This is a genomic window from Horticoccus luteus, from assembly GCF_019464535.1.
GTDB lineage: Bacteria > Verrucomicrobiota > Verrucomicrobiia > Opitutales > Opitutaceae > Horticoccus > Horticoccus luteus.
The window spans coordinates 1,911,036-1,937,081 of the sequence record NZ_CP080507.1; the positions used below are offsets into that span (position 1 = coordinate 1,911,036).

At 62.4% G+C, this 26,046-nt stretch carries 23 protein-coding genes and 1 pseudogene; 11 read left to right on the plus strand and 13 right to left on the minus strand.

Annotated elements, in window-relative coordinates; translation table 11 throughout:
* Nucleotides 1-12: 12 nt before the first annotated feature.
* On the minus strand, nucleotides 13-1,527 hold the full coding sequence (rpoN, locus tag K0B96_RS07970; RefSeq protein WP_220165848.1) for an RNA polymerase factor sigma-54: 1,515 nt from the start codon (nucleotides 1,525-1,527) through the stop codon (nucleotides 13-15).
* A 19-nt stretch (nucleotides 1,528-1,546) separates the two neighbouring features.
* Nucleotides 1,547-2,536 (minus strand): serine/threonine-protein kinase, encoded by a 990-nt coding sequence (locus K0B96_RS07975; protein WP_220165851.1) that lies wholly within the window; start codon nucleotides 2,534-2,536, stop codon nucleotides 1,547-1,549.
* 117 nt (nucleotides 2,537-2,653) lie between these two features.
* Between K0B96_RS07975 and K0B96_RS07980 the strand changes: the two genes are divergently transcribed.
* A complete protein-coding gene (locus tag K0B96_RS07980) occupies nucleotides 2,654-2,968 on the plus strand; it encodes a HesB/IscA family protein (protein ID WP_220165853.1) in 315 nt (104 codons plus the stop codon).
* Nucleotides 2,969-2,986: 18 nt separating this feature from the next.
* On the opposite strand, the gene ubiE is transcribed toward K0B96_RS07980, so the two are convergent.
* Nucleotides 2,987-3,691, minus strand: a complete 705-nt coding sequence (gene ubiE, locus K0B96_RS07985) for a bifunctional demethylmenaquinone methyltransferase/2-methoxy-6-polyprenyl-1,4-benzoquinol methylase UbiE (protein ID WP_220165856.1) — start codon at nucleotides 3,689-3,691, stop codon at nucleotides 2,987-2,989.
* A 112-nt stretch (nucleotides 3,692-3,803) separates the two neighbouring features.
* Between ubiE and K0B96_RS07990 the strand changes: the two are divergent.
* Nucleotides 3,804-4,175, plus strand: a pseudogene (locus K0B96_RS07990) (HU family DNA-binding protein); the annotation flags it as partial.
* Between the two features lie 111 nt (nucleotides 4,176-4,286).
* Nucleotides 4,287-5,591, plus strand: a complete 1,305-nt coding sequence (hisS, locus tag K0B96_RS07995) for a histidine--tRNA ligase (protein WP_220165859.1) — start codon at nucleotides 4,287-4,289, stop codon at nucleotides 5,589-5,591.
* 37 nt (nucleotides 5,592-5,628) lie between these two features.
* Here the strand turns inward: hisS and K0B96_RS08000 are convergent, their stop codons facing one another.
* The 4 genes from K0B96_RS08000 to K0B96_RS08015 all read right to left on the minus strand — a co-directional run bounded on the left by K0B96_RS08000 (nucleotide 5,629) and on the right by K0B96_RS08015 (nucleotide 9,095).
* Nucleotides 5,629-6,057: a cytidine deaminase gene (locus K0B96_RS08000; RefSeq protein WP_255558898.1), complete on the minus strand. Its 429-nt coding sequence runs from the start codon at nucleotides 6,055-6,057 to the stop codon at nucleotides 5,629-5,631.
* Between the two features lie 3 nt (nucleotides 6,058-6,060).
* Nucleotides 6,061-7,290: a glycine C-acetyltransferase gene (gene kbl, locus K0B96_RS08005; RefSeq protein WP_220165861.1), complete on the minus strand. Its 1,230-nt coding sequence runs from the start codon at nucleotides 7,288-7,290 to the stop codon at nucleotides 6,061-6,063.
* 148 nt (nucleotides 7,291-7,438) lie between these two features.
* A complete protein-coding gene (gene tdh, locus K0B96_RS08010) occupies nucleotides 7,439-8,479 on the minus strand; it encodes an L-threonine 3-dehydrogenase (RefSeq protein ID WP_220165863.1) in 1,041 nt (346 codons plus the stop codon).
* A gap of 112 nt (nucleotides 8,480-8,591) precedes the next feature.
* A complete protein-coding gene (locus tag K0B96_RS08015; RefSeq protein WP_220165865.1) occupies nucleotides 8,592-9,095 on the minus strand; it encodes a methylated-DNA--[protein]-cysteine S-methyltransferase in 504 nt (167 codons plus the stop codon).
* A 177-nt stretch (nucleotides 9,096-9,272) separates the two neighbouring features.
* Here K0B96_RS08015 and dgt point away from each other — a divergent pair, with 177 nt between their 5' ends.
* From dgt to thrC, 6 genes are all read left to right on the plus strand, one after another.
* A complete protein-coding gene (gene dgt / locus K0B96_RS08020; protein ID WP_220165867.1) occupies nucleotides 9,273-10,541 on the plus strand; it encodes a dGTP triphosphohydrolase in 1,269 nt (422 codons plus the stop codon).
* Nucleotides 10,542-10,624: 83 nt separating this feature from the next.
* A complete protein-coding gene (serA, locus tag K0B96_RS08025; protein WP_220165876.1) occupies nucleotides 10,625-12,214 on the plus strand; it encodes a phosphoglycerate dehydrogenase in 1,590 nt (529 codons plus the stop codon).
* A gap of 7 nt (nucleotides 12,215-12,221) precedes the next feature.
* Nucleotides 12,222-12,857: a glycerol-3-phosphate 1-O-acyltransferase PlsY gene (plsY, locus tag K0B96_RS08030; RefSeq protein ID WP_220165879.1), complete on the plus strand. Its 636-nt coding sequence runs from the start codon at nucleotides 12,222-12,224 to the stop codon at nucleotides 12,855-12,857.
* Nucleotides 12,854-14,182 carry a homoserine dehydrogenase gene (locus K0B96_RS08035; RefSeq protein ID WP_220165881.1) on the plus strand — a complete coding sequence of 443 codons (1,329 nt, stop codon included), beginning with the start codon at nucleotides 12,854-12,856 and terminating at the stop codon, nucleotides 14,180-14,182. Before plsY ends, K0B96_RS08035 begins: the two co-directional genes overlap by 4 nt.
* A gap of 8 nt (nucleotides 14,183-14,190) precedes the next feature.
* Entirely contained in the window at nucleotides 14,191-15,408 is a 1,218-nt protein-coding gene (locus K0B96_RS08040; RefSeq protein ID WP_220165890.1) for an aspartate kinase, read from the plus strand.
* 85 nt (nucleotides 15,409-15,493) lie between these two features.
* Nucleotides 15,494-16,852: a threonine synthase gene (gene thrC, locus K0B96_RS08045; protein WP_220165892.1), complete on the plus strand. Its 1,359-nt coding sequence runs from the start codon at nucleotides 15,494-15,496 to the stop codon at nucleotides 16,850-16,852.
* On the opposite strand, the gene K0B96_RS08050 is transcribed toward thrC, so the two are convergent.
* The 6 genes from K0B96_RS08050 to K0B96_RS08075 all read right to left on the minus strand — a co-directional run bounded on the left by K0B96_RS08050 (nucleotide 16,849) and on the right by K0B96_RS08075 (nucleotide 23,229).
* Nucleotides 16,849-17,781: a Ppx/GppA phosphatase family protein gene (locus K0B96_RS08050; RefSeq protein WP_255558899.1), complete on the minus strand. Its 933-nt coding sequence runs from the start codon at nucleotides 17,779-17,781 to the stop codon at nucleotides 16,849-16,851. The genes thrC and K0B96_RS08050 overlap by 4 nt on opposite strands.
* Nucleotides 17,778-18,503 (minus strand): 16S rRNA (cytidine(1402)-2'-O)-methyltransferase, encoded by a 726-nt coding sequence (gene rsmI / locus K0B96_RS08055; RefSeq protein ID WP_220165894.1) that lies wholly within the window; start codon nucleotides 18,501-18,503, stop codon nucleotides 17,778-17,780. The genes K0B96_RS08050 and rsmI overlap by 4 nt, the downstream gene beginning before the upstream one ends.
* A 45-nt stretch (nucleotides 18,504-18,548) precedes the next feature.
* Nucleotides 18,549-18,701 carry a hypothetical protein gene (locus K0B96_RS08060; RefSeq protein ID WP_220165896.1) on the minus strand — a complete coding sequence of 51 codons (153 nt, stop codon included), beginning with the start codon at nucleotides 18,699-18,701 and terminating at the stop codon, nucleotides 18,549-18,551.
* A 2-nt stretch (nucleotides 18,702-18,703) separates the two neighbouring features.
* Nucleotides 18,704-19,912: a coiled-coil domain-containing protein gene (locus K0B96_RS08065; RefSeq protein WP_220165898.1), complete on the minus strand. Its 1,209-nt coding sequence runs from the start codon at nucleotides 19,910-19,912 to the stop codon at nucleotides 18,704-18,706.
* Between the two features lie 83 nt (nucleotides 19,913-19,995).
* Complete coding sequence (locus K0B96_RS08070) at nucleotides 19,996-21,588, minus strand: glucose-6-phosphate isomerase (RefSeq protein WP_220165900.1); 1,593 nt, start codon at nucleotides 21,586-21,588, stop codon at nucleotides 19,996-19,998.
* Nucleotides 21,589-21,690: 102 nt separating this feature from the next.
* A complete protein-coding gene (locus tag K0B96_RS08075; protein WP_220165910.1) occupies nucleotides 21,691-23,229 on the minus strand; it encodes a YifB family Mg chelatase-like AAA ATPase in 1,539 nt (512 codons plus the stop codon).
* A 133-nt stretch (nucleotides 23,230-23,362) separates the two neighbouring features.
* Between K0B96_RS08075 and coaE the strand changes: the two genes are divergently transcribed.
* A complete protein-coding gene (gene coaE / locus K0B96_RS08080; RefSeq protein WP_220165912.1) occupies nucleotides 23,363-23,947 on the plus strand; it encodes a dephospho-CoA kinase in 585 nt (194 codons plus the stop codon).
* Between the two features lie 38 nt (nucleotides 23,948-23,985).
* The gene (gene rho, locus K0B96_RS08085; protein ID WP_255558900.1) at nucleotides 23,986-26,037 is read left to right on the plus strand and encodes a transcription termination factor Rho; all 2,052 of its coding nucleotides are present in this window, start codon (nucleotides 23,986-23,988) and stop codon (nucleotides 26,035-26,037) included.
* Nucleotides 26,038-26,046 lie beyond the last annotated feature (9 nt).

The window sequence follows — 26,046 nt, forward strand, 5'->3', positions numbered from 1 at the left end:
CTGCGCGGGTGGTTATTTGAAGTTGCGGCGAAGATTGCTGGGGAGAATGCCGAGCTCTTCGCGATATTTCGCCACGGTGCGACGGGCGATGGTGAGGCCTTTTTCCTGCAAACGGGCGACGAGTTCCTGATCGCTCAGCGGCGCACCGCGATCTTCCGCCGCGATGACATCGGCGATCAGTTCCTTGACCGAGGTGTTGGAGACGGCCGCACCGGAATCGTCCTGATAACCGGTGGTAAAGAAATACTTCATCGCGAAGACGCCGTGCGGCGTCTTGATATATTTGTTGGCGAGGGCGCGACTCACGGTCGTCTCGTGGACGCCGACGATGTCCGCGATTTGAGTCATCGTCAGAGGCCGCAAATGCGAAACGCCATGTTCGAAGAAGGGACGCTGCGCGATGATGATTTCGCGCGTAATGCGTTCGATGGTGCGTTGGCGTTGCTCGATGGAGTCGATCAGAAATTTGCCGGACCGGATTCGCTCCCGGATGTATTCTTTTTCGTCCTTGGAGAGGGTTCCTTTGGCGATGAGGTCCCGGTAAGTGCCCGAAATGCGCAGGCGGGGAATGTAGTCGTCGTTGAGGTGGATTTTCCAGTCATCGCCGTCGCGTTCGACAATAACGTCGGGCATGACACTGCGGTTGATGTCTTCTGCAAAACGACGTCCAGGCGCGGGATCGAGGCGGCCGATTTCCTCAATCGCTGCCTGCACGTCCTCGGTGGATGCGTTGAGTTTGCGCGCAAGTTCGGGAATGCGCCTTCTCGAAAGGAGGTCGAAATGATCGCGCAACATCCGAGCGGCCAGCGTATCGGTGCGACCCTTGAGTTGTAATTGGGCCAGCAGGCACTCCGCCAAGGTCTCGCTGCCGATGCCGGGCGGATCAAACGTCTTGAGCGTGCCGAGGGCGGAGAGCACCGTCTCGAACGGGAGGTTCGTTTGGAGGGCAACGTCCGATGGCGATTGGGTGAGGAATCCGCGGTCGTCGAGGCTTCCGATCAGGTGCCGCATCGCCTCCATCGCGGGCGCCGAGAGATCAGCAAGTTCCGCCTGGCGGATGAGGTGTTCCTGCAGTGACGTCTCGCTGACGAGCGAATCGAAAAAGTGCTGCCGGCGCTCCGCATCATCTGCGGTGTAGGGCTGAGCTCCGCCGGCGCTGGCCATGTGGTCGCGCCAGTCCTGATCGATTTTGCCGAGGATCTCGAACTCCTTCGAGAAATCCATCTCATCGCGCGCGCCGCCGTCGTTGTCGGGCTCGGCATGGTCTGCGCTCTCGCCCGTTGCGGCGGTGCTCGCGCCGCCGGATTCATCGGCAATGTCGTCGTGGTCCGAGGCGACGTCGACGGAGCTCGCTTCCATCGGCAGCTCTTCGAGCGTCGGATTCGCCTGCAGCTCTTCCTGGATGACGGAGCGCAAGTCTAAGGCGGCGACTTGGAGGATCTTCAACGATTGGCGCAATTGCGGCGCCAGAACCAATGACTGGCTCTGCCGTTGACGGAGATCCTGGCTGAATCCGGGCCCACTCATAACCGTGAAACGAAAGCCATCACGCTGCGGTTGGCACGGGTGGGGTGGCGCGCGTGGTAGAAGGGGCGGCGGGCGGGCGGGGTTGAAAAACATCGCGGAGGTAAACGCCGAGTTTTTCGTTCGTGGGACCATAGCGGTCGCTGTAAAGGTAGACTTCCAAGTCGTTCAGAATTTCGAAGGCGGTTTGGTATCGGCGGTCGCGATCGCGATGCAGCGCTTTTTGCAGAATGGCTTCGAGGGCCTCGTCGATATCGTTCCGCAAGGCGCGGAAACGGGGGATGGCGAGCGTGAGAATGTTACGACGGGAGTCGGCTCGCTCGACCGCGCGGAAAATGTTTCGGCCCAGCAGAAGTTCACTGAGCACGATGCCGAGCGCAAAAAGATCGGCGCGGGCATCGGTCACTGCGTAGTTCGCTTGCTCGGGGGAAAGATATTCATCTTTGCCCGCGATGACCTTGCCTTCCTCGTTATACATGAGGTCCAAGGCCTTCGCGATGCCGAAGTCGGTGAGCTTCACATCGCCTTCCCAAGCGATGAGCACGTTCTTCGGGTTGATATCCCGGTGCACGATTCCGAGGAGCCGTCCGTCGGCGTCGCGCTTCTGATGCGCATAGGCCAGACCTCGGGCGATGCGCGAAACGATGAAGGCGGCCATGTCGATGGGGACAGGGCGGGCGAGTTGGCGATGCCGATCGAGGAATTGTTCGAGGTGCACGCCGCGGACAAACTCCATCACCATGTAATATTGACCGCCCACACGGCCCAAATGGTAGGTCTGAACGATATTGGTATGGATGAGGTCGGCGACGAGGCGCGCTTCCCCGATGAAGTTGCGCTGGAACTCCTCAATGGCAGAAAACTCCTCGCGAATGAGCTTTATCGCGACGGACTTCCGGAAATTGCCGGCGCCGAGTTGGACCGCTTCGTAAACCAAGCCCATGCCGCCCTCCGCGATTTTACGCACCATCTCGTAGTGAATCTCGTTAAAGATGTGCCGAAGGGACGCCACGAGAGGGGAGCAAACCCGGCGGCCGGACGCTGGCAAGTGCGCAAATGCCGGTTGGTGCACTTCCTGCTAGAGGGGTTGGCGGTTTGACAGGGCCCGTGCGCGTTTTACCGTCGGAGCATGATTACGTTGACGCCCAGGGCTGCCACCCAAGTTCGTGCGATGCAGAAGTCGGCGGAGCCGGACACTCGTTTACGGGTGTTCGTGGAGACAGGCGGGTGTTCGGGATTTCAGTATGGGATGTCGTTTGATGCGCCCAAGGCCGACGATTCTCATTTCGACAGCGAAGGCGTGCCCATTTTGGTGGATCCCGCCAGCCTCGCTTACCTCGACGGATCAAACATCGATTTCGACGACGGGCTTCACGGCAAGGGATTTGAGATCAAAAACCCGAACGCAGAAAGCACCTGCGGATGTGGTAAGTCGTTTAACTAGAATTCCTAGCCGGGCGTATCACTTCGGACGCGTGCCGCTGTGCAACGCGACGATACCGCCCGTAAACCCGCGGGAGGCCACTTCCGCAAAACCCGCCGCACGCATTTCCGCCGCCAAAGCGGAGCGATCCGGGAAAGCTTCGATTGACTCGTTGAGATAAACGTAAGCGGCGCGATCTCCCGTCAGCCAGCCAGCAAGCAGCGGCAAGACACGTCGGAGGTAGAAAAGGTAGAATGGTCGCATCCAACGCTGGGGCTGCGAAAACTCCAAAACGAAAACGCGGCCCCCGGGACGCAACACCCGCCGCATTTCAGTTAGAGAACGGTGCCGGTCCGCCATATTTCGCAGGCCGAAAGAAATCGTTACCGCGTCGACGCTTTCGTCCGCCAACGGCAACGCGAGTCCATCGCCAGGACGAAAAAGCACGTTTTGATACCGATCTGGAGTGGCCTGCTTCTTGGCTTCGGCCGACTCAAGCATCGGCAGGCAAAAATCCATGCCGATTATGTGAGTGGTCGCCGGCAACGCGTCGCCAAGGGCGAAAGCGACGTCCCCGCTGCCTGTCGCCAAGTCCAAGACTGTGAGCGGGTTGCCAGTGGCGACGGCGCGCACGAGAGCCTGCCGCCACGCCCGATCCACGCCCAAACTTAAGACGCGGTTGCCCAAATCGTAACGGCTCGCGATGCGGGCAAACATGGAATTTACGGCAGCAGGATCAGGCATATGGAAGCATCGGGGAAAATCTGATTTATTCGATTTTCAGGCACTTAGGGGTCATATTAGTTGACGCAATTGCTGTCCCCCAAATCATTTAGGTGCATCGGCACAGGATCTAAGCAAAAGGAAAATCATGTCCACAAACCTCACAAAGCGAGAGATCGTATTAGAAATTTATAAGAAGACCAGCTTCCCTCAAAAGCAGGTCGTCGAAACCGTGCAATTAACGCTCGATATCATTCAGAAGGCCTTGGCCGATGGACGCAATGTCGAGCTGCGCAACTTCGGTGTTTTGGAAGTCCAGGTCCGTAAACAGCGGATCGGTCGCAATCCAAACAAGCCGGAGGCGGAAGTCGTTATTCCGCAACGAGCGGTCGTTAAGTTCAAGGCCGGTAAAATCCTCAAGCAACAGTTGAAGAAAATCGACCTGAACAAGCTCAAAGCCGGATCTTCCTCGGAAGACGTGGGAGACGAGACGGACGCCGAGTAACGCCGGCCTGACTCTTCTTTGGCACTCTCAGGCCGGACGCGAGTCCGGCCTTTTTCGCGGGCGAATTTTTCATCGCTCTACCGGGGCGCGAGAGGCAATTTCCGCGATTCCATGGCCTTTCAGTCGCTTCCCGGATTCCGCGAGTTCTATCCCGACGCTTTCGCCCGGCGGAAGTTTGTTTTCGATCTCTGGCGGCGCACAGCGCACGCGTTCGGCTTCGCGGAATATGATGCTCCGGTGCTCGAGCCCCTTGAGCTCTATACCACCAAGTCCGGCGAGGAGATTGAGGGGCAACTTTTCAATTTCGTCGATAAGGGCGGACGCGAAGTGGCCCTCCGTCCGGAAATGACACCGACGGTGTGCCGGCTCGTGGGGGCGAAGGCCAACGCTCTCAAGCGGCCGATCAAGTGGTTTAGCATCGCCGAATTCTACCGTTACGAGCGCATGCAAAAGGGCCGGGGGCGATGCTTCACGCAGTTCAACGCGGATATTTTTGGCGAAGCAGGTCCGGAGGCGGAGATTGAACTTATCGCCTTGCTGATCCAATGCCTCGCGGCCTTTGGACTCACGGAGGCGGATTTCTACGTTCGGTTGAGCGATCGCACACTGTGGTTTCACTTCCTTGAAACGCTCGGTCTCGATGAAGAGCGCAGCCGGGCCGTTTTGAGCGCGATCGACAAATACGAGAAGATCGGGGACGCCGCGTTCGCGCCTTACGGAGAAAAATTTGGTCTGCTGCCCGACGAAACGAAGGCGCGCATTCTGGGATTTCTCGGCATTAAATCGTTCACCGCGCTCGCCGCCGCCTTTGGCGAGGGGACGAATGAAAAAATTTCCGCGCGCCTCGCCGAATGGCGGACGTTGCTCGATGGCTTGGATTCGATGGGGCTGGGCGGCTTTGTGACCGTCGATTTTGGTGTGGTGCGCGGGCTGGCCTACTACACGGGCTTTGTGTTCGAAGCGTTCGACCGCAAAGGTGAATTGCGGGCATTGGCGGGCGGCGGCCGCTACGATGATCTCGTCGCAAAACTCGGCGGTCCGAACCTGCCCGCCGTCGGCTTCGCGATCGGTGACATGACGTTCGCGCTGTTGCTTGAACAACGCGGGCTGACTCCGCCGATGGTGCAGGCCATCGATGTGTTCTGTGTGATCGGCGGCGAGGCGGAGCGTCGCGCGGCATTCGGCGACGTCCATGCGTTGCGGGCGGCGGGTTACCGCGTCGAGTATCCGATGAAAGAAGTCGGGTTCGGCAAACAGTTCAAAGTTGCAGCGGATTCCGGAGCGAAGCTGGCGTTAATCTATGGCGCCGATGAACTCGCCAGGGGTGTCGTGAAAATCCGCAATCTCATGGACCGCACCGAGCAGGACGTGCCCAAGGATCAACTGGTGGTCGCCGTGCGGGAATTTTTGAACTGAGAGCAGGGGGTTGCGTCAACCGGTTCGTGACGGGCGCTCAAAGCAGATTCTTGGGGCCAAACGCGGCAGGCAAGAGGGCGCTGAGGGTCGTTTCGATTCTGTCGGGTCCGTCGCAGATACTGATCACGAGGGCATCGGGCCCAAACTCGTTGATAACCTGACGGCATGCGCCGCAGGGTGTGGTCGGCGCGGCTGTCGGCGTATAGACGACCACTGCGTGGACAGAGCGCTCGCCAGCGGCGGCGGCGCTGAAAAGGGCGGTGCGCTCGGCGCAATTGCACAGTCCGTAGGAAGCGTTTTCGACATTGCAGCCGTGAAAAATCCTCCCCGAGTCCATCAAAACGGACGCACCGACGCGGAACTTTGAATACGGTGCGTAAGCCGCTGCGGCAGCCGAGCGAGCCGTCGACTCGAGTTCGTGCAGAAGAGCGGAGTTCAAGGGCGAATTCATGGCGGTGCGGGGCATTGATTAGAGACCGAGTTCGCGATGGGTTTCGGCGAAGGCGTTGATCGCGAATTGGAGATCTTCGCGGCTGTGCGCGGCGCTGACCTGCGTGCGAATGCGGGCGGCCCCTTGCGGGACGACGGGGTAGAAAAAGCCGATCACGTAGACTCCTTTTTCGAGCATGCGCGCAGCAAATTTCTGCGAAAGAGCAGCGTCGCCGAGCATCACCGGCGCGATGGGATGAGTGCCAGGTTTGATCGTGAGGCCGGCGGCGGTCAGTCCGGCGCGAAAAAAAGCCGTGCTCGTTTCGAGTCGATCCCGCAATTCGGTGGAGCGGCTGATGAGGTCCAGCGCCGTCAGGGTGGCGGCGGCGATCACCGGGGCCAGCGTGTTGGAAAACAAATACGGGCGGGATCGTTGGCGCAGGAGATCAATGATTTCCCTGCGTCCGCTGAGGTAGCCGCCGCTTGCTCCGCCCAAAGCCTTGCCGAGCGTGCCGCTGATCAAATCGATCCGCTCCACTACGCCACAGTGTTCATGGGTGCCGCGGCCCGTCCGCCCCATGAAGCCCACCGCGTGGCTGTCGTCGATCATCACCAGCGCGCCATAGCGGTCTGCGAGTTCGCAAATCTCCTTCAGCGGAGCGATAAATCCATCCATGGAAAACACTCCATCGGTGACGATCAGTTTGAAACGCGCCCCGGCCGCGTCGGCTTCGCGCAACTTCGCCTCCAGATCCTCCATGTCACGATTTTTGTAACGGTAGCGCTTTGCCTTGCAGAGGCGGATGCCATCGATGATCGAAGCGTGATTCAGCTCGTCACTGATCACGGCATCCTCGGCCGCGAGGAGAGTTTCAAACACACCGCCGTTGGCATCGAAGCAGGACGAGTAGAGGATCGTGTCCTCCGTGCCGAGAAACGCGCTGAGGCGGGCTTCCAGTTCTTTGTGGATTTCCTGCGTGCCGCAGATGAAACGCACCGACGCCAGACCGTAGCCCCAGCGATCGAGGGCGGCGTGGGCGGAGCGAATGACATCCGGATGATCAGCGAGGCCCAGATAGTTGTTGGCGCAAAAATTCAAAACGCGGCGGCCTTCGGCGGGCGCCTGACCGGCGACGGGCAGCGCGCCCGCAACGTTGACGGCGATTTGCGCGCCTTGTGGCGTCGCAATGAGGCGTTCGCGCTTGAACAAACCGGCCGCCTCGATGCCGGCGAGTGTGCTTTGGAGGTGCTGCCGAAACGTCGAAGTCATGCGGGTAATTATGCCGAGGCGGGACGATCCCGAAACAAAAATCCTACCGGGTTGGATCGCGTTGAGCGAATCATTCGACCGCATCGCGCGCCGGCGACGCACGGGTTCCGCCGGCATCAGGCGGGCGCGGAGCGTGGCGCGCGCGATCTTACTCCCAGCTCAGCACAATTTTCCCGCTCTTGCCGGAGCGCATGAGATCAAAGCCTTCCTGGAATTCGGTGAACGGCAGGCGATGGGTGATCACGGGCGAGATATCGAGTCCGCTCTGAATGAGGGCGGTCATTTTATACCACGTTTCATACATCTCGCGCCCGTAGATGCCTTGGATCGTGAGCATGTTGAAAACGACCTTGTTCCAGTCGACGGCGGCGGCGGCAGGCATGATGCCGAGGAGGGCAATGCGACCGCCGTGCGCCATGTTGTCGATCATGTCGTTCAACGCGCGCGGATTGCCGGACATCTCCAGGCCAACGTCGAATCCCTCCTTCATGCCGATGGACTTCTGCACTTCGGCGAGAGTTTCCTTCGATACGTCCGCCGTGCGGGTAGCGCCCATCCGCTTCGCGAGGGCGAGCCGGTCGGGGTTGACGTCGGTCACGACGACTTTGCGGGCGCCGGCCTGTCGGGCGATCGCGGCGGCCATGCAGCCGATCGGGCCAGCACCGGTGATGAGCACGTCTTCGCCGACCAGATCGAATTGAAGGGCCGTATGCGTGGCATTGCCCAGCGGATCGAAGCAGGAGAGCACGTCGAGGGGAATCGCGGGATCGACCAGCACGGCATTGCTGGCCGGAATGCAAAGATACTCCGCAAAAGCGCCGTCGCGGTTCACGCCAACGCCTTTGGTGTCCTTGCAAAGGTGACGGCGGCCGGCGAGGCAGTTGCGGCAAACACCGCAGACAATATGGCCTTCGCCGTCGACAAGATCGCCCCGCCGGAAGCCTTGCACGTTGGCGCCCACCTCTTCGATGACGCCGACAAACTCGTGGCCGATCACCATGGGCGGTTTGATCGTTTTTGCGGCCCACGAATCCCAGTTGTAGATGTGCACGTCGGTGCCGCAGATCGACGTGCGTTTGACCTTGATCAAGACGTCGTTGATGCCGGGCGTGGGCACCGGAACTTCAGTGAGCTGCAAGCCCGGACCGGGCGTGAGCTTGGCGATGGCACGCATCGTTTTGGCAGACATAAGTGTGAAAAGAGACACTACGCGGACGCATCATTCTGACAACCGCGAAGCTCGCGATTTTCCCGCCGGCGCGCAGGAATAAGGGCGGCCGAAGCGAAGAATCAGCGCCGTGCTATTCCGACAACAGCTCGGCGCCTTCGAGCGCAAGGAGGCGTGTTTTCGTGCGGATGCCGCCGGGCGCGGAAAAACCGGTCATGCGTCCACCCGCGCCAACGAAGCGGTGACACGGCACGAGCAAGGGCCACGGATTTGCGCCCAGCGCGGCTCCCACGGCGCGCGCTCCGCCGGGCGGCAGGTCGAGGGCCGCCGCGACATCGCCATACGTGCGCGTCTGGCCGGCTTTCACGGTCAGCGCGTAGTGGTAAACACGGCGTTGAAACTCGCTCACGCGCTCGAAGGCATAGGGCACGTCCGTAGCGAAATCCTGCATCTGGCCGGTGAGATGCTGGCCAACGCGCATCGCCAGTGCGTCCAGCCACGCGGGCCGGCTGGCGGTTTCCGCGGCGGAATTTTCCACTTCGGCGGTGTCGCCGGGAAGGTGGAAACCTTCGATGCTGGCGGCATTCCAAACGATGGCGCATGTGCCCCAAGCAGTGGAAAACGCGTAATGCGGCATGGTGTGAACCTACGCGAATGAATCTGGGCCGGCCCTTCGGAGAGTTGGTCGACGGCCAGTCGGAAAGCCGGACGCCGCGCTTGCAGTACGGACGCGATCACAAGAAAGCCCCGGGCTGGCTCTACGCATAAGGGTTTGCATCGTGGCGGGGTTGCCGCTCGTGTCGAAGGGAATCCGATGGAGAACAGATTCTACAACGCGTTCGATGCCGAGACGTTTGGCGGGACGCGCCGGCCGGACTATCGCAACGCTTTTCAAATCGATCGCGACCGGATCATTCACGCGCATGCGTTTCGCAAGCTGCAGTCGAAGACCCAGGTGTTTTTGTCGGGGGAATACGACTTCTACCGCACGCGACTCACGCACTCGATTGAGGTGTCGCAGATCGGGCGTTCGATCTGTCACTTCCTGCGGACCAAAGGCGGCGTGATGCAGCCGGATTTCCACATTGATGGCGATCTGGTGGAAGCGGTTTGTCTCGCGCACGATCTCGGCCACCCGCCCTTCGGCCACTCGGGGGAGCGCACGTTGCAGGAGTTGATGATCGAGTGGGGCGGCTTTGAGGGCAACGCCCAGACGCTGCATTTGCTGACGGAAACCATTTTCCAAAACGAATCCGGGGTGCGCGGCATGCGGCCGACGCGCGCGCTGCTCGATGGTGTGCTGAAATACAAAAAGCTGTTCCGCGAATTTCCCCAGCCGCCGTCGAACCATTTTCTGTACGACGCGCAAGAGGTCTACCGGCGCTTCGTCTTTGGCAAGGCGGAGATCCCCGCAGCGATGCACGAAGGGGAAACGCTGAACGGCTTCAAAAGCATCGAGTGCCAGATCATGGATTGGGCGGACGATGCGGCCTATTCCATCAACGACATTATCGACGGCGTGAAGGCGGGTTTTCTCACGTTTACTTCCGTCGAAGCCTGGGCGGCGGAGCAGGCCCTCGGCGCCGAGGAGCAGCAGCATCTTGAGCGGCTGTTCAACGCCATGCGCACGGACCGGTTGGAAGGGATTTTCGGCGCCCGCATCGGACGTTTCATCGAAGCGACCCGTCTGCGCGAACGCGACAATTTCATGGCGAAGAAGACCAGCCGTTACCGCTTAGAACTCGTGGTGGCGGAAGGGGCGCAACGCGAGGCGCTTTTCTTCAAGCGCATGGCGAACGATATCATCTTCGAAAGCCCGCAACTGCAGCAGATGGAGCACAAGGCGCGGCGCGTGCTGTGCGACCTTTGGGAATCGTGCTGGCGCAACTACGTCGACAAGGGCGCGCGGGTGATCAACATCCTCCCGCCGCAAGCAGGACGCTTGATCGATGCGGAGCCGACCAAGGCTGGCAAAGCGCGCCGGATTTGCGACTATCTGTGCGGCCTCACCGATGGCACGATTGTGCGCACTTACCGCCGGTTGTTTGACCCGGAATTTGGGTCTATTCGCGACTTGAGTTAGGCGAAGCGGGATCGCGGAGGGTATGACACGGTTCTGTCCTTGCTAGGCGCGGGTGCGGTCTTTTGGCTGGCGTGAATTTTCTTATGAAGGTTCTCGTCGCCGACAAAATCTCACCCAAAGGAGTGGCCTTTTTGCGCGCGCAAACAGGCATCGAAGTGATTGAGGCCTATGGCTCTTCCGCGGAGAAAGTGCTGGAGCTCGTCAAGGATGTGCACGCGATTGCGGTGCGTTCGGAGACGAAGATCACAGCGGAAGTGCTGGCGGCCGCGCCGTTGCTGAAGGTCGTGGGGCGGGCGGGCGTCGGTGTGGACAACGTCGATGTCGAGGCCGCCACTGAGCGCGGCGTCGTGGTCATGAATACGCCTTCGGGAAACACCATCGCGACCGCCGAGCTGACGTTTACGCACATGCTCTGTGGCGCGCGGCCCGTGCCGCAGGCGGCGGCGTCGATGCGCGGCGGGCAGTGGGATCGGAAGAGTTTTTCCGGCATCGAGCTGTTTCGCAAAACGCTCGGGATTGTCGGCCTCGGCCGCATCGGCAGCGAGGTGGCGAAACGCGCCCAGGCTTTCGGCATGCGCGTGCTGGCCTTCGATCCTTACCTCGCGCCGAGCCGCGCGAAGGCGATGCAGATCGAAAACGTCTCGCTCGATGAACTGCTGGCGCAGGCCGATTACATCACGGTGCACATGCCGTTGACGGACGATACGCACTACATGATCGACGAGGGGGCATTCGAGAAGTGCAAGAAGGGGCTGCGTATCTTCAATTGCGCGCGCGGCGGCATCATCAAGGAAGCCGCGCTGCTGGCGGCGTTGAAGTCCGGCAAAGTCGCCGCAGCGGGGCTTGATGTCTACGAAGACGAACCTCTCGCCGCGGACAGCGAACTGCGAAAACTCCCGAACGTAACGCTCACGCCTCACCTCGGGGCCTCGACGGCCGAAGCACAGGAGTCGGTGGGAATCGAAATCGCGGAGCAGATCGCCGATGTCCTCCGCGGCGGAGTGATTCGCAATGCCGTCAACATGCCGTCGTTGGATGCCGCGTCGTTGAAAGTGCTCGGACCGTATCTGGACTTGGGCGCCAAGCTGGGCACGCTCGTCCAGCAGATCGGGCCCCAGCAGATCGCCTCGCTTCGCATCACCTATTGGGGCCGGATTGTGGACCTTGATTCGAACGCGATCACCCGGGCGATTCAGCAGGGCTTTCTGCGCCGGATCAGTGGCGAGTCCGTCAATTTCGTGAATTCTCCGGTGATGTTGGAACGCCTCGGCGTGAAGGTGGAGGTCATCAAGTCGGGCGAAAACTCCTCTTACACCGAGCTGATCCACGTGGAGGCGCTCGCCGCCGATGGTTCGCGGCACTCCGCCGCCGGGACGTTGATCGGGAAAACCAACCAGCGCCGCATCGTCGCGATCAACGAGCGTGGGGTGGAGGTCGATGCGAGCGGAAAGTTGCTCCTGATCGAAAACCGCGACCAGCCCGGCATGATCGGCTACGTGGGCACGTTGCTTGGTAAAGACGGCGTCAACATCGCCAACATGTCGTTGAGCCGACAGGAAGCCGGGCAGACGGCACTGATGGTCATCAATCTCGACAGCGAGCCGAGCGCGGCAGCGCGGGCGGAGTTAAAGAACCACGCCGCGATCAAGCTGGCGAAGTTCGTTCACCTCTGATCGGGCCATGGTTGCGTCGACCGTCCTCGCTCTCGCGGTTGGCTATGTGCTCGGCGCCCTGCCGTTTGGCTACTGGGTCGCGCGCGCGCATGGCGTGAACATCTTCGAGGTCGGGAGCAAGAATCCAGGCGCCACCAATGTGCGCCGGGTGTTGGGTGCAGGTCCGGGCAACGTCGTCTTCGCGCTCGACGCGTTCAAAGGCGCTGTCGCGACGATCTGGCCGGTGTGGTGGGCGCTAAGCCGGGGGCATGTGTCCGGGCAGATCGAAATCGTGCAAATCGCCGGGCTGATCGGTGCAATGACAGGCCACAGCTTTTCGTTGTTTACGAAATTCCGCGGCGGGAAGGGTGTGGCGACGGCGTCGGGCGGGGTGTTGATGCTGGTGCCGCTCGCGGCGTTGGTCGTCACCATGATTTGGATCATCACTTTCTACGCCACGCGGTATGTTTCGCTCGCCTCGTTGCTCGCCGCGGCGGGGTTGCCGCTCGCGACGTGGGCGCTGGGCCGCCCAACCTCACTGGTGGTATTCGCGGCGCTCATCACGGTGTTCGTGGTGCTGCGCCATCGCTCGAACATCGGCCGGTTGCTGCGCGGCACGGAAAACCGTTTTGTGAAAAAACCTCAGCCCACCTCCACGCCATGAGCGTCCGCACTCTTCGTATCGGTTTGTGCGGTCTTGGCACCGTGGGGCAGGGGGTTTGGAAACACCTGACGGCTGATCGTCCCGAGTTGGAAGCCCGGCTGGGAGTGAAGCTCGAACTCGCACGCGGGGCGGTTCGCAATCCGAAGAAGCGCCGTTCGGTGCGAATTCCGGCGAGCAAGCTCACGACCGACGCACTCGCCATCGCGCGCGATCCGTCGATCGACATCGTCTGCGAACTCGTCGGCGGCACCGATCTCGCGCGCGAAATCACGTTGGAGGCGTTGCGACGCGGCAAAGTGGTCGTGTCGGCGAACAAGGCTCTGATCTGCGCGCACGGCGCGGAAATTTTTGCGACCGCGCGTGAACACGGCGGACGGTTTCTTTTCGAGGCGAGTGTCGCGGGCGGCATTCCGATCATCAAGGCGCTGCGCGAGGGCCTCGTCGCGAATCGCTTCCCTCTGATTTACGGAATCCTCAACGGCACGTGTAATTACATCCTCACGCAAATGGAGGAGCGCGACGCGCCTTACACGCAGGTGCTGGGCGATGCCAAACGGCTGGGTTACGCGGAAGCGGATGAGTCGCTCGACGTGGAGGGCTGGGACGCCGCGCACAAGGCGTCCGTGCTCGCGTATCTTGCTCATGGCGTCTGGGTGCGGCCCGAGCAAATGATCGTGGAGGGGATTGCCCGGATCACTCCGGCCGATTTCAAAAACGCGAATGCGCTCGGTTTCGGCATCAAGTTGCTCGCGGTGATCTGGCGCGATTTCGAGACGAACGAACTGAGCGTGCGGGTGCACCCGACGTTGTTACCGGAAAGCCATGTCGTCGCGAAAGTGAACGGCGTCTTCAACGCGATTTCGGTGCAAGGTGACGTGGTGGGCACGACGCTCTACATCGGCCGCGGCGCCGGGCAAGACGCCACGGCGAGCGCGGTGATCAGTGACATCGTTGATGCGGTCGCGCTTTTGCGCCGGCAGAAAGGCGAGATGATCGATGGCGATTTCATCGAGACCACGGCGCGGCGGCAGGCACCTCCGCGGATCGCCCCGCCGGAGCATATCGAGGGGCGCTATTACCTCCGGCTGACAGTCGAGGATAAGCCGGGCGTGCTTTCCGCCATCGCCGCAGTGACCGCGCGTCAGCACGTGAGCATCGCGAGTGTCATCCAAAGTCCCGCCGAACGCGCGGGTGCGGCGTCGCTGGTGTTGACGACTCATCGCAGCAACGAACGGGCGTTGCGCAACACCATCGCCCGCTTGCGGCGGCTGCGCCCTGTGCTTGAGGAGCCGGTCCTGCTGCGAATCGCTGAGTTTCCCGAATAATTTCTGTCATGGCACGCATCGTTCAAAAATACGGCGGCACCTCGGTGGGTGATGTCGAACGGATCAAGAAAGTCGCTGAGCGGGTGAAAGCCACGCGCGACGAGGGCAACGAATTGGTCGTGGTGGTATCCGCGCGAGCGGGCGTCACCAACGAACTGATTGCCCGGGCGAAAGCGGTGTGCGCCGAGCCGAGCGAGCGCGAACTCGACCAGTTGCTCTCCATTGGCGAGCAGGAGACGTGCGCGCTGACCGCCATGGCGTTGCACGGGCTGGGCGTGAAAGCGGTGAGTTACACGGGCGCGCAAGCGGGGATTTTCACCGACAAGGTGCACACGAAGGCGCGAATCCAGACGATCGATGCCAAGCCGATCGAGAATGACCTGAAGCAAGGCCGCGTCGTGATCGTGGCCGGGTTTCAAGGCATCAACGAAGAGGGCAACGTGACCACGTTGGGCCGCGGCGCTTCGGATCTGTCGGCCGTGGCGCTCTCTGCCGCACTCAAAGCGGACAAATGCGAGATCTATACGGATGTCGATGGCGTTTACACCGCTGACCCGCGCGTCGTGAAAAACGCGCGCAAACTAGCCGAACTGAGTTACGACGAGATGCTCGAACTCGCTTCCTCCGGCTCGAAGGTCATGCAGTCGCGCTCCGTCGAGTTTGCGAAGAAATTTGGCGTCGTTTTCGAGGTTCGCTCCTCGTTCAATCACAACCCAGGAACCATCGTGAAAGAAGAAGTCGCTTACATGGAAAAGGTCGTCGTCCGCGGCGTCGCGGTCGATAAGGACCAGGTCAAGGTCATCGTCAGCAACATCGTCGACAAACCCGGTTCGGCGGCGAAAGTTTTCCGCGCCCTCGCGGATGCCACCGTCATGGTCGACATGATCGTGCAAAACGTCGGCCGGCATGGGGTCGCGAACCTGACGTTTACGGTGCCGCAAACCGACACGCAGCGAGCGGTCAAGGCGCTGGAGCCGGTGCTCGCGGAGGTCGGCGGAGGCCAGGTCGCCGTGCACGAAAACATTGCGAAGCTCTCGGTTGTGGGCGTCGGCATGAAGTCCCACAGCGGTGTGGCAGCGACTCTGTTTCAGTCGCTGGCGGCGGCGAATATCAACATCGAGTTGATCACCACTTCGGAGATCAAAATCTCGGTCGTCGTTGATCGTGACCGCGTCGACGAGGCCGCGCGAGTCGCTCACGCGGCCTTCGGCTTGGACACACTGTGAAGCGCTCCGCAGTGCGGATTCCGTTGAGCGATCCGCGCCGCGCCGGCGCTGACTGAAGGGTGTTTCGTCGAACGCGTTTTACTCCATGCGTTATATTTCCACGCGCGGCCAGACCGCGCCGCATTCGTTCAGCGACGCCGTCGCCGTCGGTCTGGCGCCGGATGGTGGCTTGTTTTTGCCGGAGCACCTGCCGGATCTTTCCGGCTATCTCGCCTCGTGGGAACGACTGGATTACGCGGAGTTGTGCGTGGAATTTCTCGCGCATTTTGCGACCGAGATTCCGCGGGCCACGTTGAGCGACATCGTCCGACGCTCCTATACACGCTTCGAAAGCACGGCCATAGCACCCTTGGTGCAACTCGATGCACGCACTTACGTGCTCGAGCTTTTTCACGGGCCGACGTTGGCGTTTAAGGATTTCGCGCTTCAACTGCTCGGCAACCTTTACGAGCACCAATGCCGCGCACGGCAGGAGACGATCAACGTGCTCGGTGCCACGTCAGGCGACACCGGGGCGGCCGCGATTCATGGTCTGCTCGGCAAACCGGGCACGGCGATTTTCATTCTGTATCCCGACGGCCGGGTGTCGCCGCTGCAGGAACGCCAGATGACTTGCACCGGCGCGGACAACGTATTTGCGCTGGCGATCGATGGGACGTTTGACGCAGCGCAAACGGCCTTGAAGGAGATTTTTGGTGATCAGGACTTCCGCACCCGGCACCGATTGTCCGCGGTAAATTCGATCAACCTGGCGCGCGTGCTGGCGCAATGCGTTTACTATTTGCACGCGTGGTTGCGGCTGCCGCAGGAGGTGCGAGGCGAGGCGGAGTTCGTGGTGCCGACGGGGAATTTCGGCAATGTGTTCGCCGGCTGGCTGCTCGCGCGAATGGGCGTGCCGCTGGCGGGCTTCAAAGTCGCCACGAACCAAAACGATATTTTGCATCGGTTCTTTACGACGGGCGAGTATCGCGTCGGCGAGGTGCAACCAAGTCTGGCGCCGTCGATGGATATCCAGGTGGCCTCGAATTTCGAACGGCTGCTCTACTACCAACTGGGCGGCGACGCGTCGCGGTTGCGTAGCGCGATGCAGCAATTCAAGGCGACGGGCGCATGCACGTTCGAGGGCTTCGCAGGCGGTGCGTTTACTTCGTGCCGCACCAGCGACGCGGAGATTCCCGGCATCATGCAACGGGTGCACCACGAGTTCGGCTACATCGTGGATCCGCACACCGCGTGCGCGTTCAAGGCGTTGAACCCCTCGCGGGTGAGCGTCGTGCTGGCGACGGCGCATCCGGCGAAGTTTCCCGAAACGATCAAGGCGGCGATCGGAGTGGCACCGACCCATCCGAGTCTCGAAGCGCTCAAAGCGCGGCCGATCGTAAAGTATCTCGTGCCGGCGGATGCGGCGGCGATCCGCGCGTTTATCGAGCAACGGGCGATTTAATCGAACGCTGCGGCGGCCAGGCCCCAGCGGAGATTGTAGAGCGAGTGGCGGAAGGCGCCCAAGCCGCCGCTTTCCGCGACCGCCACGAGTGTGGCGAGTGCGGCGGGAAACACATCGGCGCGCGCTGGCGGCAGGCCACCGATGCGCCGCCGCTCTTCGAGCGGCAAGGCGGAAAGTTCGTCGCGCAAATGGATCAGTTCTCCGAGCGGGATCAGCGAATCGGTCGCTTCGAGATCTTCGTTCACTCGTGCGGCGCGGATCGTGCGGACAGTGGTAAGCGTTCCTCCCGTCCCGACAGCGACGGCGTCGGCTGGAAGTTGAAACGCAAAGGATGCCGTCTCCAGTGAAGCGTTCACGTGAGCGGAGATGGCCGCGATCGCAGCCGGAGGCACGGCGGCGGAAGGATCTGGGATAAACCGCTCCGTCAGCCGGACGCAGCCGAGCGGCAAACTTAGTTTGCGTTGCAATTCCCGGTGGCGAAAGACGAGACACTCGAGGCTGCCGCCACCGAGATCGAAGACGTAGAAGTCCCGGAGGTCACGCAGGGCGGGATCGCAGGTGAGTCCACGGCCAATGAGTGTCGCTTCCTCCTCTCCGGTGAGAATGCGAATGGTGTGGCCAGTCGCAGCGTGCACGCGCGCGCAGAAATCATCGCCGTTGCGGGCGTCGCGCACCGCGCTGGTGGCGACGAGCACGGTGGCGTCCGGTTGAAACGGCGCGAGGTCGGTGAGCAACGTCTGCACAGCCGCGAGGCCGCGCTGGAGGCCGTCCTCGGTCAAGCGCGGTTCCCGTTGGCTGATGCCCGCACTGATGCGCGCTTCGATGGAGCGCTGGTAGCGCGCGTGGAGGGTGCCGTCGGAGGTGCTTTGCGCGAGCAGCGCTTTGATTGAGTTGCTCCCGATGTCGATGACGGCGACGGCAGAGATCACAGGACGAAAGTGGCGGGGGCGATGAGCAGGACGAATTCGCCGCGCAAGCTCGTCTTGGCGAGCCGGCTTTGCACGTCGCCGGCCGGACCGACGAGGAAAGTCTCGTGTAGTTTCGTGACTTCTTTCGCCACGCAGATCACGCGGTCGGGTCCGAGCGTCGCGACGAGTTCGTTCACGGCTTTGTCGATGCGATGGCAGCTTTCGTATACGACGAGCGTATACTCGAAGCCGCGGTGGCGTTCGAGAAACGCGATCCGGGCGGCGGACTTGGGCGGCAGAAAACCGACAAACAGAAAACCGTTGGTCGGCAATCCGGCGGCACTCAACACAGCCGTGACCGCGCTGGGGCCGGGGATGGGCACCACGGGGATTCCTTGGCGCCGGCAGGCGCGGACGAGACGGAAACCGGGATCGCTCAGGGCAGGCGTGCCCGCGTCGCTCACCACGGCGATGGATTTGCCGGCGGCGAGTTGCGCGGCGAGGCGTTCCGCGGCTTCGAGTTCGTTATGCTCGTGATATGCCACGAGTTCCTTGCGGAGGCCGAGACGCGTCAACAACGAGCCTGTCGTGCGCGTATCCTCGCACGCGATCACATCCACCGCCGCGAGGATGGCCCGGGCCCGCTCGGTGAGGTCGGCGAGGTTTCCAATCGGTGTGGCAACGACGTAGAGGTGACCGGCGCTCGGCGTGAGCGAGGCGTTGATGGCGGGCGCGTCGGGCATAAAAAAATCCGGCCGAAAAAAGGCCGGATGGAAGAGGGCGTGGCCTCAGCGACCCATGCCGGGAATCTGGCCTTCCCAGTCGGCGGGACGGCTCCACGGAATGGAGGTATCTTTGGCGGTTTTCGTCGTGCAACCGGCGAGAAGGGAGCCGAGGCCGATCAAGACGAGAGCCAGGGCGGTGCGAGCGGTGATGTTCATGTTTAATTGGCTATTAGCGCGGTATCGCCTTTCTGCAAGGTTCCACGGAGCGAGTCGGGTTGGACTTGGGCAATCGAAAAATGCTCCCGCACCTCACTGATTTGCACCTGAGCGAGGATTTCGGTGCCGCGACAAATGGTCAGCGTTTGGTTTTGATGGGCACCGTGCGCCGAACCGATGTTGAGGACGACGAACGCATTTTGCGGGCCGACGTTGACCACCGACGGCGAGCGCGGGGCGGACGTAAACGCGGCGGCGGCGCCGCCGGGCAGGAGCGTCCGGCCGCCCTGAATCTTTGCGAGCTGCTGCTCGAGTGCGGCGATCATTTCCTGATAATGGGTGATCGTGGCGGGCGGGATGACGGCAGCGCGGGCGGCCTCCAAATCACGGGTGAGCGTGGCGATTTGGGCGGTGGACGCGCGGGCCTGCTCGCTGGCGGTGGCGAGGGCGTGTTGCGCATCGTTGAGTTGCTGCGCGAGTGCGTCGCCCCGGGCAGTGGCGGCGGCGACGCGCGGGGAATTCTTTTCGTCTGCCGACGCGCTCAGTGGCGAGGGCGTTTGCGCGAGTTGGCGGCGCAGCGTAGCGATGGTTTCGGCCGCTGCAGCGAGTTGGATGGAGCGATCGTCGGCCGCTTGGGCGTTCGCGAGATCTTTCGTGAGAGAATCGATTTGAGTGCGCAGGGCTTGCTCGGTGGCGTCGTGGCTAGCGAGGGCCTTTTGCCATGCGAGGCGTTCCTGCTCGATGGCGGGCGAAACGGGCGTGGAGGTGGCGCCCGCCGGCGCGGCGGCGCTGCGCGTGGCAAGTTCGCGCTGGAGGTCGGCGACCTTGGCTTCATAAGCGGCGATCTTGTCAGGCGGGAGCCACGAGCCGCGCAAGGTGGCGAGTTCGCGTTTCGAAGCCTCGAGCTCGGCCGCGGGTTTCGCCTGGGCGGCGGCGAGGTCGCGGGCGAGCATGACGACTCGGCTTTCGGCGGCGGTGAGTTGGGTTTTCGTTTCGCCGAGTTCTGAGTCGAGCCCGAGGAGGCGCTGATGTTCGTCGGCCTGGCCTTGCCGGGCGGCGCGCAAATTCGCTTCGAGTTGATCGAGTTGCCGACGCGCGTGGGCGAGTTGCGTCTGCCCCGTTTGGCGGGCTTGTTCGGCGCGCCAAAGGGTCACGCCCAAAAAGGCGGTCGCGATCGCGAGAGCGATCAGGGCGTAGGTCGACCATTTCATTGCCGGAGAGGGGCTCGCAGGAAATGCCCTGACCGGCGTCGCTTGGAAAGCGGAAACGGCGCCGGCGGATGAGCGGGACGCGTTTAAGCGGCGGCAGGATTGACGCGGTAGGTCGCCTCGAACCACCGGGCGCGGGCGCGCTTCTTCACTCCCGAGCCGCGGTTTGCAGCCAGGTGCTCAAGAATTTTGTATACAATCTCCGTTTGCTCGCCGGCGCCGATCGAGGTGGCGAGCGCTTCGGCGGTGAACGCCTGACCAGGCGCGGCGTGGAGGGCTGCGAGGATTTTTGCCTGCAACGCGATCACGCCACCGGCGGCTTTCTTGCCCGCTTCGACGCCAGGTTGGTGGTAGGCGTTGATGCCAATGAGGGACGCGTAGAGACCGACAACGCGTTCGTAGAGGGCGATCAACATGCCGAGCGTGCGCGGCGAGACATCGGGAATCGTGAGGGTGATCGAATGCCGATCTTTTTCACTCAGAGCGTCGCGCGTGCCCAGGAGGAAGCCCTGCAAATAGTCTCCGCTGGTCACGCCGGGCTCGACGGCGAGGGAGGTTTTCGCGTCGCGGTCTTTCAACACTTCGATGAAGGTGACGAAGAAATTATTCACGCCTTCGCGCAGCTGCTGCACGTAGGCGTGCTGGTCGGTCGAGCCTTTGTTGCCGTAGACGGCGATGCCTTGATTGACGACGTTGCCGTGCAAATCCAGTTCCTTGCCGAGCGACTCCATCACGAGTTGCTGGAGATAGCGCGAGAAGAGCAGGAGGCGATCTTTGTAGGGAAGCACGACCATGTCTTTCTGGCCGCGGCCGCCGGTTTCGATAAACCACATCAACGCGAGCAAAGCGGCGGGATTCTCAGCGGTGACCGCGGTGCGGGTGACAACATCCATGGCGGCGGCGCCGTCGAGCATCGCCTGAATGTCGATGCCTTGAAGAGCGGCGGGCAGCAGACCCACCGCGCTCAATTCGCTCGTGCGTCCCCCGACCCAGTCCCACATCGCGAAGCGCGCGAGCCAGTGCTCGTTTTGCGCCACCTGATCGAGTTTCGAGCCAGCGCCGGTGACGGCGACGAAGTGCTTGGTGTGGTCGATGCCCGCGGCTTGGAACGCCGCGGTGGCTTCGAGCATCCCGTTGCGCGTTTCCGCCGTGCCGCCGGATTTGGAGATGACGACGACAAGCGTTTTGCCCAACTGACCGCGCAATTCACCGAGCACGTAATCCATGCCATCGGGATCCGTGTTATCGAAGAAGTGGACGCCGAGCTTGTCCTTGCGCGGATGGCCGAGCGCGTGACTGACGAGTTGGGGGCCGAGCGCGGAGCCGCCAATCCCGATAACCAAGAGGTGTTTGAATTTACCTTTGGAGCCCGAGATTTCGCCTGAATGGATTTTGCCCGCAAACGCCTTGATCGCGGCGAGCGTCGTCGTGATTTCCTCGGTGATGGCGGGAGTGGGCGCAAGTTGCGGCGCGCGGAGCCAGTAATGGCCGACCATGCGATGCTCGTCGGGATTGGCGATCGCGCCGTTCTCCAGCGCCGCCATGTCGGCGAGCGCTTGTTGCATGCGCGGCTCCATCGTCGCGAGGTAATCGTCCGGAAAGGGAACGCGGCTGATGTCGAGCGAAACACCGAGGTCGGCGTTGTGGTAGAGGTAGGTTTTAAAGCGAGTCCAGTTCATGAGAGGGAGGAGATAAATTGTGACCACGGATTGCGCAGGTCAGCACGGTTAATTTCCGGAAAAACGGCGGGCGCGGCGCCGGTGCCGGGGTGGAGGTCCGGCTCAGTAGAACAGCGTGCGGTCGAGGCTGCGGTATTGGATAGCTTCGAGGAGGTGCGGGGCCTGGATTTCCGGAGAATCGGCGAGGTCGGCGATGGTGCGCGCGACTTTGCGGATGCGATCGTAGGCGCGAGCGGAGAGGTTGAGTTGCTCCATGGCTTGCTGAAGAAGGTCGCCCACCTCAGGTCGCAGCGCGCAGTGATGGCGGATTTGCGCCTGAGTCATGCGCGCGTTGGCGGTGGTGCGCGTGCCGGTGAAACGACGCTGTTGCACAGTCCGGGCGGTTTCGATGCGCGTGCGCATCGCGGCGGACGTTTCGCCGGGCCGATCGGAGCGGAGTTCGGCGAGGGAGAGCGCGGGCGCTTCGATGTGGATGTCGATCCGGTCGAGCAAGGGTCCGCTGATGCGCGCTCGGTAACGTTGGATCTGGGTGGGCGAGCAGCGGCACTCGTGCTTGCTGTCGCCGAGGTAGCCGCAGGGGCACGGGTTCATCGCGGCGACGAGCATAAAGGCGCAGGGGAGCGTGACTTTGCCGGCACTGCGAGAAATCGTCACTTCGCCGTCCTCAAGGGGCTGGCGGAGCACTTCGAGCGCCGAGCGTTTGAATTCCGGCAATTCGTCGAGAAACAGCACCCCGTTGTGCGCGAGAGAGATTTCGCCCGGGCCAGGCAGCGTGCCGCCGCCGAGGAGACCGACGTCGGAGATCGTGTGATGCGGACCGCGGAAGGGACGGGCGCCCCAATTCATTTCGCCGCGAATCGTGCGGCCGGCGGCCGAATGGACGCTGAGCACTTCGAGGTATTCCTCGAGACTCGGGGCCGGCATGATCGTCGGAATGCGTTTCGCGATCATGGATTTGCCGGAGCCGGGTGGCCCGATCATGATGAGATTATGATTTCCGGCGACGGAGACCTCGACGGCGCGACGGAGCGCGTGCTGGCCTTTGATCTCGGAAAAATCCACCGACGCCTCGGCCGCAGCCGTGAGGGCCTGCGGACCTTGCGGCACGGACGCGACGGGCAGTAGAGGGCGTTCACCGCTCAGGAAACGATACGCTTCGTCGAGGGAATCGACGCGATAAACGGGGATTTCGACAAGCGCAGCTTCCTCGGCGGAAACACCGGGCAGGAGCACGCCCTTTTTGCCGAGGCGGCGGGCGAGACGCGCCATGGCGAGCGCGCCGCGAACGGGGCGGGTGGCGCCGGACAGGCCGAGTTCGCCGGCGATGAGGTAGTCCTCGAGGTTGTCCGCCTTGAGTTGATCGGTGGCGATGAGGAGTCCGATCGCGATGGGCAGGTCGTAAAACGGGCCTTCCTTGCGCATGCCGCCGGGCGCGAGGTTGATGGTCGTGCGCGTGCGCGGCATGCGAAAGCCGCTGTTGCTCATCGCGGACGACACGCGGTCCTCCGATTCCTTCACGCTGGTGTCTGGCAGCCCCACCATAATGACGTGAGGTTCACCGGCTTCGCCGGCATTGACTTCGACGTGGACCAACTCGGCATCAATACCTTGCAGGGCAGCGGAGGCGAGGGTGGCGAGCATCGGGTAGGCTGGAGCGGAGAGGGGTGAAAACCGCGGGGTCGGGCGAGCGCACCAGCAGATGCGTCAAGCGGTGGCGATTAAGGGTTTGCGCCAAGGACGGGCAAGCCCAATTTCCCGCGGGAAATCGACTGGAATGATTCTTGGTATAACAGGCGGAATGGGGTGCGGGAAATCGACGGTGGCGCGGCTGTGCGAACAGCGCGGGTTGCGCCGGCTCGATTCCGATGCGCTCATTCGCGAGCGAGTGTTGACCGACCCAGCGATGCGCGAGGCGTTGCGCGCGGAATGGGGCGCGGACGTGGCTCCGGTGGACGCGCCGGTCAATCGCGCCCGGCTGGCGGCGCGGGTGTTCGACGACGAAATGGCGCTCGCCACGCTCGAAAGACTGACGCATCCGCCGCTCTTTGCGTTGTGGCGCGCGGCGTTGCGCGATGCGCCGACGGTTGACTGGGCGATCGAGGTGCCGCTGCTTTTCGAGAAAGGGTTGGAGAATTGGTTTGATTTCACAGTATGCGTCGCCTCTTCTCCGGCCCAGCAACTCGCCCGGCTAGAGCAACGCGGCCTTTCGCGCGCGCTCGCTGAGCAAAGAATCTCCAAGCAATTGTCCTTGGCCCGTAAAATCGAGCTCTCCGACCACGTCGTGTGGAACGATGGATCCCTGGCTTTCCTCGAAAGCCAGGTGGATCACCTGCTCGCGGCATTACGCACGCTGCGCTGAGAAGCGCCGCCGGGCCGAGCGCGTCCCCTTTTCTATCAATGGAACTCTCCCCGAAAAACGACGACTTTTCGTCCGCCGGCGCCGGCGCATCCGAAGACGGTGCCCCGAAGAAGACAACGCCGCGCAAACGCGCTCCCCGTGGTCCGGTGCGCACGAAAAAGCCGAAGACCGCCGTGGCCGATGAAGCGCCCCGCGCGGAGCCGGCGCCGACGCCGCCGGCGAAGGCGCAGCCCGCTAAGGAACGGCAGACGATCCGGCAACGGCAACGCGAGCGCGAGCCGGAGTTGCCCTTCACCGCGGAGCCTGAGGCGCGTCGGGAAGAGCCGCGAGGAGAAGCGCCGCAACGCACTGAATCACCTCAACAATCCGCGCCGGCGGCCGAGCCACCGCGGATGGAGGCGGCGCCATCTGAGTCCCGACCTGAGGACGCGCCTCGGAGAGACGAATCAGCCGGCGGCAACGGTCCGGGATCGGACACCAACCGCGGCAACGGCGGCGGCGCGCCGGCGGGTGAGAGCGGCGCGGGACATTCGCAACATGGCGACCGTGGCCAACCAGGGGGCGACAACTACGGCGGCGGCGAACAGGGCGGCGGCTATTGGAAGCAGCGTCGGCGCGACAAACGTAAACGCGGACGGCACGGCGGTCAGCCATGGCAGCCTGGTCCGGGCGGGGGTGGCGGCGGCGGCGGGCAGCATTTTCAACCGAAGCCACCGCAACCGCCGCCGCCGAATTTCGCGCCGACGTTCGGCGATTTGCCTGATCCGGCGGGATTCAACGATCTCGCGGCTCTGGATCGTCGCGCGGACGAAATCGCGACCGGCGGTTCACCGATTTTCATCGATGAGCTTTACGCGTTGAACCACGCCGATCTGACGGCGTTGGCGCGGGCGAATGGCGTGCACTTTGACGGCGTGCCCACGCGTCTGCAGATGTTGGAAGGCGTTTTCAAAATGGCGGCCGAACAGAAGCGCGAACTGCGCGATCGCGGCTGGCTGGACCTCACCGATCGCGGCTACGGGTTCATCGTGCACAAGAGCGTGAACTACCGGCTTTATCCGGAGAACACGTATGTGCCGGAGAGCCTCGTGCATCGCTACGGGTTGAAGCGCGGACATGAAATCGAAGTGCGCGTGCAAGCGCCCCACGGTGATGAGCGCTGCCCGTCCGCCGTGCGGATCGAGAGCGTGATGGGCGCGGCGCCCGAGCAAATCGCGAGCCTCACGCCGTTCGAGGAACTGATTCCTTATTATCCCCTCAAGCGCATCCTGCTCGAAGCGCCGGAGGTGCAGAAGGACGTGTCGATGCGAGCGGTGGACATACTGACGCCGATCGGCTTCGGGCAACGCGGTCTGATCGTCGCACCGCCGCGCACCGGCAAAACGGTGTTGCTGCAAAACATCGCCAACTCGGTGTCCGAGAATTTTCCCGAGGCGAAACTGATCCTGCTGTTGATCGACGAGCGGCCGGAGGAAGTCACGGATTTCAAGCGGCACACGAAGGGCGAAGTCGTATCGTCGACCTTCGATGAGTCGCCGGAGAGCCACGTGCACGCGGCTGAAATGGTGGGCGAAAAGGCGCGGCGACTGGTGGAGCAGGGCGAACACGTGGTGATCCTGCTCGACTCGATCACGCGTCTCGCGCGCGCCTACAACGCGCTGACCGGCAACCAGGGCAAGACGATGTCGGGCGGTCTCGAATCGAACGCGTTGCAGAAGCCCAAACGTTTCTTCGGCGCGGCGCGCAACATCGAGGGCGCGGGCAGCCTCACCATCATCGGCACCGCGCTGATCGATACGGGCAGCCGCATGGATGAAATCATCTTCGAAGAATTCAAGGGCACCGGTAACAGCGAGCTGCATCTCGACCGGGGTTTGGTCGAGCGCCGGATTTTCCCGGCGATCAACATCGACCGGTCGGGCACGCGCAAAGAAGAGCTCATTTACCATCCCGACGAGTTGCAGCGCATCCACGGTCTGCGGCGCGCGATGCAGGGTCTCGGGCCGATCGAGTCGATGGAGATGCTGATCACGCGGCTCAAGAAGACGAACAGCAACGCGGAGTTCCTCCTCGCGCTCGGGAAGCAATAAGCCCGCGTT